Source organism: Arthrobacter sp. SAFR-179, from assembly GCF_059414945.1.
On sequence record NZ_JBPFDM010000008.1, the window covers coordinates 104,431 to 116,851 of the forward strand.

General features: G+C 65.9%; 11 protein-coding genes. 4 read left to right on the top strand and 7 right to left on the bottom strand.

Annotation, left to right across the window (positions count from 1 at the left end):
* Positions 1–49: 49 nt before the first annotated feature.
* Positions 50–1,447, bottom strand: coding sequence for a sugar porter family MFS transporter (locus tag ACR65K_RS13790; protein ID WP_440153423.1), 1,398 nt, complete (start codon positions 1,445–1,447; stop codon positions 50–52).
* Between the two features lie 316 nt (positions 1,448–1,763).
* Between ACR65K_RS13790 and ACR65K_RS13795 the strand changes: the two genes are divergently transcribed.
* Genes ACR65K_RS13795 through ACR65K_RS13805 form a run of 3 tightly spaced genes read left to right on the top strand, consistent with a single transcriptional unit; the run spans position 1,764 to position 4,472 of the window.
* The gene (locus ACR65K_RS13795) at positions 1,764–2,504 is read left to right on the top strand and encodes a GntR family transcriptional regulator (protein WP_142120104.1); all 741 of its coding nucleotides are present in this window, start codon (positions 1,764–1,766) and stop codon (positions 2,502–2,504) included.
* A gap of 17 nt (positions 2,505–2,521) precedes the next feature.
* Entirely contained in the window at positions 2,522–3,415 is an 894-nt protein-coding gene (gene iolB, locus ACR65K_RS13800) for a 5-deoxy-glucuronate isomerase (RefSeq protein WP_440153425.1), read from the top strand.
* A 43-nt stretch (positions 3,416–3,458) separates the two neighbouring features.
* Positions 3,459–4,472: a LacI family DNA-binding transcriptional regulator gene (locus ACR65K_RS13805; protein ID WP_440153426.1), complete on the top strand. Its 1,014-nt coding sequence runs from the start codon at positions 3,459–3,461 to the stop codon at positions 4,470–4,472.
* Here the strand turns inward: ACR65K_RS13805 and ACR65K_RS13810 are convergent.
* On the bottom strand, positions 4,469–5,674 hold the full coding sequence (locus tag ACR65K_RS13810) for an MFS transporter (RefSeq protein WP_440153427.1): 1,206 nt from the start codon (positions 5,672–5,674) through the stop codon (positions 4,469–4,471). The genes ACR65K_RS13805 and ACR65K_RS13810 overlap by 4 nt on opposite strands.
* 171 nt (positions 5,675–5,845) lie before the next feature.
* Here ACR65K_RS13810 and ACR65K_RS13815 point away from each other — a divergent pair, with 171 nt between their 5' ends.
* Entirely contained in the window at positions 5,846–6,295 is a 450-nt protein-coding gene (locus ACR65K_RS13815; RefSeq protein ID WP_440153429.1) for a MarR family winged helix-turn-helix transcriptional regulator, read from the top strand.
* Between the two features lie 112 nt (positions 6,296–6,407).
* Here ACR65K_RS13815 and ACR65K_RS13820 read toward each other — a convergent pair whose 3' ends face one another.
* From ACR65K_RS13820 to ACR65K_RS13840, 5 genes are all read right to left on the bottom strand, one after another.
* On the bottom strand, positions 6,408–7,847 hold the full coding sequence (locus ACR65K_RS13820) for a sugar porter family MFS transporter (protein ID WP_440153431.1): 1,440 nt from the start codon (positions 7,845–7,847) through the stop codon (positions 6,408–6,410).
* Positions 7,844–8,719 (bottom strand): sugar phosphate isomerase/epimerase family protein, encoded by an 876-nt coding sequence (locus ACR65K_RS13825; protein ID WP_440153433.1) that lies wholly within the window; start codon positions 8,717–8,719, stop codon positions 7,844–7,846. Before ACR65K_RS13825 ends, ACR65K_RS13820 begins: the two co-directional genes overlap by 4 nt.
* Positions 8,720–8,793: 74 nt before the next feature.
* Positions 8,794–9,807 carry a Gfo/Idh/MocA family protein gene (locus ACR65K_RS13830; protein ID WP_440153434.1) on the bottom strand — a complete coding sequence of 338 codons (1,014 nt, stop codon included), beginning with the start codon at positions 9,805–9,807 and terminating at the stop codon, positions 8,794–8,796.
* 28 nt (positions 9,808–9,835) lie between these two features.
* A complete protein-coding gene (locus ACR65K_RS13835; protein ID WP_440153436.1) occupies positions 9,836–10,747 on the bottom strand; it encodes a sugar phosphate isomerase/epimerase family protein in 912 nt (303 codons plus the stop codon).
* A gap of 142 nt (positions 10,748–10,889) precedes the next feature.
* On the bottom strand, positions 10,890–12,401 hold the full coding sequence (locus tag ACR65K_RS13840) for a CoA-acylating methylmalonate-semialdehyde dehydrogenase (RefSeq protein WP_056331255.1): 1,512 nt from the start codon (positions 12,399–12,401) through the stop codon (positions 10,890–10,892).
* Positions 12,402–12,421: the final 20 nt, after the last annotated feature.

Here is a 12,421-nt window from a genome sequence, read left to right on the forward strand (position 1 = left end):
CCGGGTCCGGCCCCGCGGTGGTCAACGGCTGCTGGGAAGCGCTGCCTGCCTAGGCAGGGAGCCTGGCAGGCACGGCGCCGTCCCGGAAGTGCGCTTCCAGGTCCTCGAGTGAGTGGCCCTTGGTTTCCGGAACGAACTTGATGACGAACGCCAGGGATGCGACGTTGACCAGGACAAACAGGCCGAAGGTGCCTGTGGAACCCAGGGCGTTGACCACGATGGGGAAGAGGAACGAGATGGCGGCGTTCACGGTCCACAGGGCGAAGACCGCGATTCCCATCGCAAAGCCGCGGATGGCCAGCGGGAACATTTCCGAGAGCAGGAGCCAGACGCACGTGCCGATGAAGCACTGGACGAAGGCGACGAAGAGCATCATGGCGGCCAGGATGGTGTAGCTGGCCAGGTCCGACTGCGGCAGGAGGAAGACGATGGCCAGCAGGGCCTGGGAAGCAACCACGCCGGAGAAGCCGATCACCAGCATCCTGCGGCGGCCCACGAAGCCCAGTAGCCAGATGCCCAGGATGGTCATCAGCACGGAGGTGACGCCGACACCGATGGTGGCCACGAGCGAGGCGCTGACGCCCAGCCCGCTCTTTTCCAGGATGGTGGGGGCGTAGTAGTTCACGGTGTTGATGCCGGTGGCCTGCTGGACGGTGGCCAGGCCAATGCCGATCCACAGCAGCCGGCGCATCCAGGGGTTGTTCTTCAAGTCCCTTAGCGCGTGGCCGCGTTCTTCCTTTGCGGTGCGCGCAGCCCGGGCAATCTCCTCGAATTCCGCGGCAGCTTCCTGCGGGCTGCGGCTGAGGTTCAGGACCCGGCGGCTGTCCTCCAGGCGGCCGCGGATGGCGTACCAGCGCGGCGATTCGGGCAGCATCAGCATGCCGGCGAGCAGTGCAAGGGCGGGGATCGAGGCGATGCCCAGCATGGTGCGCCAGACCTCGTTGTCGTGGATCAGGGCGTCCAGGAGGGCGTTGATGGCGAAGGCGAGCATCTGGCCGGTCACGATCATGAGTTCATTGATGGTCACCATGCGGCCACGCAGGTGGGCCGGCGCCATTTCGGCCAGGTACAGCGGGCAGGTCACGGCGGCGGCACCGACGCCCAGCCCCAGTACGATGCGGGCGGCGATCATGAAGGTCACGTTGGGAGCGATGGCGCAACCGATGGCGCCGAGCAGGAACAGCAGTGCGCAGACCAACAGGGAGCCGCGGCGGCCCAGTTTGTCTGCCATGCGGCCGCCGGTGAGGGCGCCGACGGCGGCACCCGGGAACAGCAGTGCGCTCACCACAGTGGCTTCCTCCACGGCGGTCATGCTGAGGGAGTCGTTCATGTACAGCAGGGCGCCGGAGATGACGCCGGTGTCGTACCCGAAGAGCAGGCCGCCCAGGGTGGAGATGACGGTGAGCCGGGCCAAGTAGCCGCGGCGCTGGGTGCCGGGTGCGCCCATGGTTTGTTTCTGCAACAGCATTGTTGCCTCTCAGATTCTCTCGGGGACCGGAAGGCCGGTCAGGAATGTGATGCGTGCCACTGACTTTAGAGCGCTCTAATCCTCAGCGTCAATAGAAAGTCTTAATGTCAGCACAATTGTTTTGCCGCACGCTTCGCCCCTCGCAGCACGGCCGCACTCTTGACCCCCGGTGGCCGCCTGCTACGATCGAGGAAGAAACTATGTCCTATCAAGCGAACATATAGCGGCATACTGCCGAAGGCGCGGCTGTCCGGATCGGATGGAGGCGCAGACACCGAAGACGAGGGAACGCACCGTGGCGAACAACCTGGGACTCAGCATCGACCGCTCCTCCCCCGTGCCCTTGTACCACCAGGTGGTCCAGGGCATCGAGGCTGCGATCTACAGCGGCGTACTGGAACCCGGCAGCCGGCTGGACAATGAAATCGATCTTGCCGCCCAGCTGAACCTTTCACGGCCCACCATGCGCAAGGCCATGGATGAGCTGGTCCGCTCCGGCCTGCTGGTGCGCAAACGGGGAGTGGGAACGCAGGTGGTCTCCAGCCAGGTTCGCCGGCCACTCGAGTTGTCCAGCCTCTACGACGACCTCACCAACAACGGAAAGAAGCCCACCACCGAAGTGCTGAGCTTCTCGCACCTGGAGGCGGACGACCCTACGCTGGCCACGCTGCAGCTTCCCGCGGGCTCCAAGGTGTACCACTTCACCCGGCTGCGGAAAGTGGGCGGCAAACCTCTGGCCCTCATGGAGAACTGGGTGCGCGACGACATCGCCGAAATGGACGAGGCAATGCTGGGTGCCGAGGGCCTGTACTCGATCCTCCGCCGCGGCGGGGTGAACTTCCGGCTGGCCACGCAGCGCATCGGCGCCATGACCGCCAATGACTACCAGGCCTCCATGCTGGACACCCCGGCGGGATCGGCGCTGGTCACCATGGAACGCACCGCCGTGGACGATACCGGTCGGCGCGTTGAAACGGGCCACCATGTGTACCGCGCCGATTCCTACAGCTTTGAAATGACACTCGTACAGCGATAATCCAAGGAGCCAACTCCATGACCAACTGGGTCTATCCCCTGGGCACTGCCGCCGACGGCAAATGGGACGTCTCGATCGGAACCTCCGACTCCTCCCTCACCGTGGACGGGTGGGCGCACACCGGACTGAAGGTGGCCACAGTGCCGGCCGGCGCCGCCGTCGAAGTCCCCGCCGCGGACGAGGAACGGATCGTGGTGCCCCTCAGCGGGTCCTTCACCGTCACCGTTGACGGCACGGAGTACCCGCTGAACGGCCGCCCCTCCGTCTTCTCCGGACCCACCGACGTGCTCTACGCCGGCACCGGCCGTGCCGTCAGCATCAGCTCGGCCGACGGCGGCCGCGTTGCCGTTGCCACGGCACCGGCGAAGGCGTCCTATCCCACCCGGCTGGTATCTGCTGCCGAAACCCCCGTGGAGCTGCGCGGAGCCGGCAACTGCTCACGCCAGGTCCACAACTTCGGCACGCCGGCAGCACTCGAGGCGGACCGGTTCATCGTCTGCGAGGTCCTCACTCCTGCCGGGAACTGGTCCTCATACCCTCCGCACAAGCATGATGAGGAGAAGGACGGCGAGACCTCCCTGGAGGAGATCTACTACTTCGAGACACAGGTGGCCGCAGGATCAGGGGCGCCCTCCGACGCCGATGCCATCGGCTACCAGCGCGTCTACGCCTCGGACGAGCGCCCCATCGATGTTTCGGCGGAAGTCCGCACCGGGGACGTCGTCCTCGTTCCTTACGGCTGGCACGGTCCCGCCATGGCCGCGCCGGGCTATGACATGTACTACCTGAACGTCATGGCCGGCCCCGGCCCCGTGCGGGAGTGGCTGATCAGCGACGACCCGCACCACGGCTGGGTGCGGCAAACGTGGGACAGCCAGGACATCGACCCGCGGCTGCCGTTCGCCTCATAAGGAACCCTGGGCAGTTGACGGCCGACTGGCATAGTGGGGTCTTGTGAAACAGCCATCCGCCGCGCGGTCCGTGACCATGGAGGACGTGGCACGGGACGCCGGAGTAAGCCGCGCCCTGGTGTCACTGGTGATGCGCGATTCCCCCAACGTATCCCCCGCCAAGCGGGCGGCCGTCCTGGAAGCTGCCGCAGCGTTGGGCTACTCCCCCAACAGGCTGGCCAGCCGGTTGGCCAGCCACCGCACCAACACCATCGGAGTCCTCTTCCTCGACCTGCACAACTCTGTCTTCGCCGATATTTATGACGGCATCACCGAGGGCCTGGCGGGAAGCGGCAACCAGGTGATGGTCGCCGTCGGCTCCGCTGATCCGGCGACCGAGCTGGAGGCTGTCCGGTCCTTCGTGGACCTGCGCGTGGACGGGGTCCTGCTGGCCGGCTATACCGGCACCTCGGCGGAGTTGGCCGGCGCGCTGCGCGGGACACCCGCCGTCGTCATCACCCGGGAGATGGAGGTCGACGGCGTGGATTCCGTTTTGACGGACGACTTCCGTTCCGGGGCACTTGCCGTGGAGCACCTGTATGGACTGGGGCACCGGCGGATCGCACACGTGGACATCTCCGACTGGCTCCCCTACACCGCCAGGCGGGAAGGCTACCTGCACGCCATGCGGCAGTTCGGCCTGGAGCCCCAGCTGGTCCACAGCGACATGACCGAACGCGGCGGCCGGGCCGTGATGGAGCAGTTCCTGGACTCCGGCGGCACCCTCCCCACGGCAGTCTTTGCGCACAACGACCTCACTGCCATCGGCATCATGGAGGCCCTGGCGTCGCGCGGACTGTCCGTCCCGGGCGACGTGGCGATCGTCGGTTGCGACAACATCGAAGTGGGGGCCTCTCCCCTCATCGGCCTGACGTCCATTGACCAGCACGCCGGCCAGCTGGGCCGGCTGGGGGCCCAGGCCATGCTGGACCGGATTGCGGGCACGGCAGGACCGGCCACCACCCGGAAACTCGAACCCGCACTGATGGTGCGCCGCTCCTCCGACCCCGCGGCTTAGCGGCTCGCCAACTCCTCCACGGCCACTGGCGCCTGGCCCTCCCGGCGCTGCTCTTTCCCCCTGGCGCCTGCGGCGGCAAACGCCATGACCGCCAGGCCTGCAAGGGTGATCACCGCGCCGGCCCAGATGGGTGAGGTGTAGCCGAGCCCGGCGGTAATGGTGACCCCGCCCAGCCAGGCGCCCAGGGCGTTGCCCACGTTGAAGGCACCGATGTTCGCGCCGGAGGCCAGGGTGGGAGCCCCGGAGGCGTACTTCATCACCCGCATCTGCAGGCCCGGCACGGTGGCGAAGCCGAAGCCTCCCATCAGGACCAGGGACACGACTGTCAGGACGGGGTTGGCGGCTGTCAGGGCGAACGCCACCAGGACCACGGCAAGCGCGGCGAGCACCACCAGGAGCGTCCGGTCCACGTTGCGGTCTGCAGCCTTACCTCCCAGGGCGTTGCCGGCGAAGAGGCCCGCACCGAAGACGATGAGCAGCCATGGCACGGTGGACGCCGCGAACCCGGAGACTTCGGTGAGGGTGTACGCGATGTAGGTGAACGCGCCGAACATGCCGCCGAAGCCCAGGATGGTCACCACGATGGAAAACCACACCTGGCTGGAGCGGAAGGCGCGAAGCTCGGAGCGGAGGCTGGCCTTTTCTTCCGTTGCACCTGCTGACCTGGGGACCAGCGCCAGGATCCCGGCGAGCGCGGCCACCCCAATGACCGTGATGGCCCAGAAGGTGGCACGCCAGCCGGCGGCCTGGCCCAGCAGCGTCCCGAACGGCACGCCCAGGACGTTGGCTGCGGTCAGGCCGGTGAACATGAGTGCGATGGCCCCTGCCTTCTTGCTCGGCGGGACCATGCCGGCAGCCACCACGGCTCCGATTCCGAAGAAGGCGCCGTGCGAGAGGGCGGCAACAACGCGGCCCAGCATCATCGTCCAGTAGCCGTCCGCCGTGGCGGAAAGCAGGTTTCCGGCAATGAACAGGACCAGCAGGGCGGCCAGGACCGGCTTGCGGTGGAAGCGCGTCACGGCGGCCGTGAGGCCCAACGCGCCCACCACCACGGAGAGCGCGTAGCCGGAAATGAACCAGCCTGCCTCCGCTTCGGTGACGCCAAAGTCGGCGGCCACCTGCGGCAGGAGGCCCGCGATGACGAATTCGGTGAGTCCTATGCCAAACCCGCCAAGGGCGAGTGCAATCAGGCCAACAGGCATGCGAATGCTCCTTTGAGCTGTACGTGTGGTTGTTCCCCCTCGGGGAAGGCGCCTAAGATAGTTGCAGGCGCGGCATTTATTGTTGCACATGCAAATATGCCGCGCAAGCAACTATCTCTGACCACAGCTACCGATGGCCCTCCTGCCGGGCCATTCCGTAAGGAGCAAACCATGGGCATCAAGGACGACGCCGTCGAGGTCCGCGCCCAGGGCTGGCGCACCCTGGCGGCCCTGCACGGGCTGATCGAAAACGAACTGGAACGCTCCCTCCAGGCAAAGTCGAAGCTTTCCGTGGTGGAGTACACGGTGCTGGACGCCCTCAGCCGCCAGGACGGGTGGCACATGCGGATGCAGCAGCTGGCCCGCGCCACGGCGCTAAGCCCCAGCGCAACCACGCGGCTGGTGAACCGGCTCGAGGACCGCGGCCTCCTGACCAGGATCCTGTGCGACGACGACCGCCGGGGCATCTACACCGAGCTCACGCCCAGCGGAAGCACGCTGCTGGCGGACGCACGGCCTGTCCACGACGAAACGCTGGAGCGCGCGCTGGACGAAGCGATGGGGATCCCCGAACTCGCGCCGCTGGTGGAGGCCCTGCCGCGGCTGCACGCGCACGCATAGGACAGCAGCGCCCGCGGCAGCAGCGCCCGCGACAGAAACGCCCAGGACAGCAACGCCCCTTTGAGGATCGTCAAAGGGGCGTTGCTGGTTGGGACGGCTGTGGCTGGACCGGTCAGGGAACCTTCGCTTCGGTGGCACCGGCTTTGCTGCCGGCAACGTTCTTGAAGTAGTGCTCCAGGTCCTCCAGGCTCTTGTCCTTGGTCTCGGGCACGTACCTGGCGGCAAAGGCGATGGCGCCTACGCCAAGGGCTGCGAAGACGAAGAACGTATTGGAGATCCCGATGGCGGCCAGCAGCTGCGGGAAGCCGAATCCGATCAGGAAGTTCACGATCCATAGCAGGAAGGCCGACGCGCCCATGCCCAGGCCCCGGATCTTCAACGGGAAGATTTCCGAGAGCATCAGCCACGTCACCGGGGAGATGGCACCCTGCTGGAACGCCAGGAACGTCACGGTGAGGGACAGGATGACGAAACCGCGGGCTGAGCCTTCGGGCAGGATCAGGGAGAAGAGGCCGATGAGCAGCAGCGCCGTCGTGGTTCCCACCTGGCCGGTGATCAGCATCCTGCGCCGGCCCACCTTGCCCAGCAGCCAAATTCCGACGAAGGTGGCGAGCACCGAGATGGCGCCGTTGGCGATGTTGGCCGTGAGCGCCGCTTCCCGGCCAAAGCCGGACTGCGACAGGATCTGCGTTCCGTAGTACATGATCGAGTTCACGCCGGTGATTTGCTGGATCACTGCCAGGCCCAGGCCCACGAAGAAGATCCTGCGCAGCCACGGGATGCCCAGGTCCTTCCAGGAGCCCATCTTGGACTTGTAGTCCTCCACTGCCATGGCCTTGACTTCTTCGAACTCCCTGCGCGCTTGCTCCTGTGAACGGATCCGCTGCAGCACGCTGAGCGTCTCGCCGAAGCTGCCAATGGAGGCCAGCCAGCGGGGGCTCTCCGGCATGAAGTTCATCCCGATCCACAGGGCGATGGCCGGCAGGGTGGCGATGACCAGCATCCAGCGCCAGATTCCGTGGGACTCCCCGAACGAGTTGCCCAGGTAGGCGTTGAAGATGAAGGCGAGCAGCTGACCGGTGACGATCATAAGCTCGTTCTGGGTGACAATCCGGCCGCGGCGGTTGCTCGGCGATACCTCGGCCAGGTACACGGGAACCGTGACGGACGCACCGCCCACCGCGAGCCCCAGGATGAACCGGGCCGCGATCATCACTTCGGTACTGGGCGCAAACGTGCAGCCCAGCGTGCCCAGCAGGAAGATGATGGCCAGCACCATGATCATCTTGCGCCGGCCGTTGCGGTCCGCCAGGCGTCCGCCGAACAGGGCGCCAAAGGCGGCACCGAACAGCAGGGACGAGGTGACCAGGCCCTCGGTCAGCGGGGTGAGGCCCAGGTCTTCCTGCATGTAGGGCAGGGCGCCGTTGATCACGCCGGTGTCGTAGCCGAACAGGAGCCCGCCGAACGTGGAGATGATGGTGACGGTCCGCAGCGCCCGCTGGTGGTTGCCGGGCTGCCTTACGGTTGTTTTACCGGAAACAGGCGAACTCATACGCTGACCTTTTGGACGTACTGCTTCATGGTCTCCAGCTGGTAGCGGGAGACCTCCTCGGCATGTTCGTTTTCGGCAAAGACGCTGGAGACCATCACAGTATTCTCCCGGTCCAGGAAGCCGATCTCCTTCAGGCCGCCGAAGAACTCATCCCAGTTGACGTCGCCGTCGCCGATCTTCAGGTGCTGGTGCACCCGGACCGGGGTGCCTGGCGGGTTGGTGATGTACCGCAACCCATGTGAAGCATGGTGGTCCATGGTGTCGGCCACGTGGACCAGACGCAACTTGTCCCCCGCGGCCCTCATGATGTCCAGCGGCGAGTTCTTCATGTGGAAGCTGTGTGAGGCCACGTAGACCATGCCCACGTTCTTCGAGTTCACGCCGCGGATCACGCGGATGGCGGCAAGGCCTTCCTCCACGAAGTCGTCGGGGTGGGGGTCGATCAGCAGGTCGATGCCCTCGCGTTCGATGATGGGCAGCAGTTCCTCCATGGAACGGTAGAACGCCCGCTCGGATTCTTCAGCCTTTTCGGGCCGGCCGCTGAACTCGGTGTTCATGGTGCTGACACCCAGGTCCACGGTGATCTGGATGGCCCGCTTCCAGTAACGGACCGCTGCCTCACGGGCGTCCTCGTCCGGGCCCGACCAGCGGAGCACCGGCAGGACCGAGGCGATCTCAATTCCGGCGTCGCGGCAGGCCTTCTTCAGCTGGCCCACCAGTTCGTCGTCCGCCTTTGGGTGGTTGAAGAAGGGGATGAAGTCCGGGTGCGGGGTCATCTGCATGTACTTGTAGCCGAGGTCCGCCACCACCCTGGGGAACTCCAGCAGGCCGTGCGAGTGGTGGAACGGGGTGGGGTCAAGTGCGATTTTCACGAAAAACACTCCATTGTGGATCAGTCAGGGGAACGGAAAAGGGGACGGAAATGGCTCCGTCCCCTCCTCCTGTCCTACTTGTAGAGGTCGGGCTTCGCAGCCAGCTTCACGGCGACCTTTTCGCCGTTCTTCTGGGCTTCGACGCCTGCTTCGCAGCACGCCGCGGTGGCGTACCCGTCCCAGGCGGAGGGGCCGCCGATTTCGCCCTTGAGTGCAGCGTCCACCCATGACTGGATTTCGACGTCGTACGCTGCCCCGAAGCGCTCTTCGAAGCCGGGGGTGACGTTGCCGCCCCAGCGGCCGGAGCTGCGGGTGTAAGGCCCCTTGTCGCCGCCGATGCTGACGATGCCGTCTTCGAAGGAGGCCTGGGTGGCAACTTCGTAGCCGAACTTGGCATTGACGTAGATTTCGACGTCGGCCAGGACGCCGGATTCGGTCTCCAGCAGGACATGCTGGGGGTCGTGCTGGCCGTTCGGAGCGTTTCGGGTGGCCTTGCCCAGGCGGACCTGGATGCTGGTGATTTCCTCGCCGGTGAAGAACCGGATGGCGTCGAACTCGTGGACCACGGAGTCGTTGATGAGCATCTCGTTCGTGAAGCCCTCGGGCGTGCTCGGGTTGCGGTGCTGGTGGTGCAGCATCAGCAGTTCGCCCAGTTCGTGGTCGCGGATGATCTTGCCCAGCGAGGCGTATTCGGCGTCGAAGCGGCGCATGAAGCCCACCTGGATCCGTTTGTGGCCCAGCGCCACCTCTGCCTGGACGATCTTCCAGGAGGATTCGGCGTCGGGAGTGAGGGGCTTTTCGCAAAGGATCGGGATGTCCTTGGCTATCGCCTTGAGCAGGATGTCCTCGTGCAGGAAGCCGGGGGTGGCGATCAGGACCGCGTTGACGTCGCCGTTGTTGAGGGCTTTCTCGGCGTCGGCCAGGGCCACGGCGCCGGGGATGCCTTCGATGGCGGCCTGGGCGCGGGCGAGGTCGACGTCGACGACGGCGGCAACTTCAGCTCCGTGGATGCGCTTGTTGAGTCGCTGGATGTGGTCGGCGCCCATGCGGCCTGCACCGATGACGGCGACGCGGAGGGTTTCAGTCATTGTTTTCGTCCTTTGGTGTGTGGGAAGGTCAGCTGACGGCGGTGCGGGAGCCGCAGGACAGCAGGTAGTTGCGGGTGCGCTTGGCGATGGGCATCGGCACGTCGAAGGCCACCGGGTACATGTCCTGCTCCACGATGCCGAAGATGGGCCGGTTCAGGGCTTCCACGGCTTCGATGACCGCGCGCAGGTCCGGCAGGCCGTTGGGCGGTTCGGTCATGACGCCGGCCAGGTTGGCGGCCGCCCACGTCATGTTTTCCTCGTTGACCTTCTTGAGGATGTCCGGGTTGATCTGCTTCAGGTGCAGGTAGCCGATCCGGTCCGGGTAGTTCTTGATCAGGTCCAGGCTGGAGGCGCCGCAGTATTCGGCGTGCCCCGTGTCCAGGCAGAGGTTCAGGTACTGCGGGTCAGTGGCTCCCAGGAGCGTTTCGATGTCCTGCTGCGCGCCAACGTGGGAGTCTGCGTGCGAGTGGAACTGCTGCTTCAGGCCGAAGTCCTCCAGCAGGGTCTTGCCCAGGCGGTTGTGCCCGGTAAACAGGTCGCTCCAGGCCTTCTCGCCCAGGGTGCCGCTTTCCACGGCTTCGCCGGTGACGTCGTCGCGCCACATGGCCGGGATGACTACGATGTGCTCGCCGCCCATGGCCGCGGTGAGTTCGGCCACCTTGCGGGCCGGCTCCCACGCGGTTTCCCACTGGTCCAGGCCCCGGTGGAAGGCGGTGAAGACAGTGCCGGCTGTGACCTTGAGGTCGCGCTGCTTGAGTTCTTCCGCAAGGCGGGCGGGGTCGGTGGGAAGGTAGCCGTACGGGCCCAGCTCGATCCACTTGTAGCCGGACTCGGCCACTTCGTCGAGGAACCGTTCCCAGGGGGTCTGCTTGGGATCGTCCGCGAACCAGACGCCCCAGGAGTCCGGTGCCGTGCCGATGATCAGCTTGTTCTCAGTCATGGTCTGTTCCTTTGCATCGATTGCTCCCCACCGGCTCCCTCGCCTCGCAAGCTCGGCCAGGGAACCCTGCCGGCGTGGGCCCAGGTGTCGTTTTGGACGCTCATAACGACATGTACGGAGCAATCGATGGGGGTTGTGGGTTCTAGTTGGAGGGGAAGTTGTAGGAGGCGCCGGAGGCGTGGTGGGTTTCGGGCCAGCGGGAGGTGACCACCTTCCCGCGGGTGTAGAAGGATACGCCTTCGGGGCCGTAGATGTGCTTGTCGCCGAAGAGGGATGCCTTCCAGCCGCCAAAGGAGTGGTAGGCCACCGGGACAGGCAGGGGCACGTTGATGCCGATCATGCCGACGGTGACGGAGCGCTGGAACTTGCGGGCGGCGGCGCCGGAGGAGGTGAAGATGGCGGTGCCGTTGCCGTACGGGTTGGCGTTGATCAGTGCGATGCCGTCTTCGAGGGTGTCCACGCGGACCACCACGAGGACAGGTCCGAAGATTTCCTCCTGGTAGGCGGTCATTTCGGTCTTGACGTGGTCGATCACGGTGGGGCCTACCCAGAAGCCGTCTTCGTGGCCGGGGACCACCAGGTCGCGGCCGTCCACCACCATGGCGGCGCCGGCAGCCTCGGCTTCGGTGACGATCCGGACGATGCGTTCCTTGGAAGCCGGGGTGATGACCGGGCCCATTTCGGCGTCGGGTTCGGTACCGTTCTTGACCTTGACGGCCAAGGCGCGTTCTTCGACCTTCTTAACGATGAGGTCGGCTGCGTCCCCGACGGCCACGGCGACGGAGATGGCCATGCAGCGTTCACCGGCGGAACCGAAGGCGGCGGCGGCGAGGTGGTCGGCGGCGTTGTCCAGGTCGGCGTCGGGCATCACGATGGCGTGGTTCTTCGCCCCGCCCAGTGCCTGGACCCGCTTGCCGTGCTTGGTGGCGGTCTCGTGGACGTACTGGGCGATCGGGGTGGAACCGACGAAGGAGATGCCATCCACGTCCGGGTGGGTCAGGAGTCCGTCCACGGTTTCCTTGTCGCCGTGCAGGACCTGGAACACGCCGTCGGGCAGGCCGGCTTCCTTCCAGAGCTTGGCCAGCAGCAGCGAGGCGGAGGGGTCGCGTTCGGAGGGCTTGAGGATGAACGCGTTCCCGGTGGCGATGGCCATCGGCGCCATCCACAGCGGCACCATCACCGGGAAGTTGAACGGGGTGATGCCGGCGACTACGCCGAGGGGTTCGCGGAAGTTGAACACATCGATGCCGGTGGAGACCTGGTCTGAGTAGTCGCCCTTGAGCAGCGTTGGGATGCCGCAGGCGTACTCGATGACTTCCAGGCCGCGGCCGATTTCGCCCTTGGCGTCGGAGATGACCTTGCCATGCTCGGCCGTGACCAGCTGAGCCAGCTCCTCGATGTGGGAGGCGACCAGCTCGCGGAATTTGAACAGCACCGCGGTGCGCTTGGCCAGGGAGATGTCCCCCCAAGTATCGGCGGCCTTGCGGGCGGCCGCGACAGTGGCCTCCAGGTCGGCGCGGTTGGCCAGGCGCAGCGTGGCGGACACGGCACCGGTGGCGGGGTTGTATACCGGAGTGGTGCGGTCACCCTCGCCGGCGGTCTCCGCGCCGTTGATGAAGTGGTTAATGACGGTTTCAGTGGTGGTGGCAGTCATGGGACTCTTCCTTGAGTGGT

Coding starts and splice junctions, on each gene's coding strand:
- ACR65K_RS13790 (WP_440153423.1), bottom strand. CDS start 1,447: ATGGGCGCACCCGGCACCCAGCGCCGCGGCTACTTGGCCCGGCTCACC.
- iolB (WP_440153425.1), top strand. CDS start 2,522: ATGACCAACTGGGTCTATCCCCTGGGCACTGCCGCCGACGGCAAATGG.
- ACR65K_RS13810 (WP_440153427.1), bottom strand. CDS start 5,674: ATGCCTGTTGGCCTGATTGCACTCGCCCTTGGCGGGTTTGGCATAGGA.
- ACR65K_RS13815 (WP_440153429.1), top strand. CDS start 5,846: ATGGGCATCAAGGACGACGCCGTCGAGGTCCGCGCCCAGGGCTGGCGC.
- ACR65K_RS13820 (WP_440153431.1), bottom strand. CDS start 7,847: ATGAGTTCGCCTGTTTCCGGTAAAACAACCGTAAGGCAGCCCGGCAAC.
- ACR65K_RS13830 (WP_440153434.1), bottom strand. CDS start 9,807: ATGACTGAAACCCTCCGCGTCGCCGTCATCGGTGCAGGCCGCATGGGC.
- ACR65K_RS13835 (WP_440153436.1), bottom strand. CDS start 10,747: ATGACTGAGAACAAGCTGATCATCGGCACGGCACCGGACTCCTGGGGC.
- ACR65K_RS13840 (WP_056331255.1), bottom strand. CDS start 12,401: ATGACTGCCACCACCACTGAAACCGTCATTAACCACTTCATCAACGGC.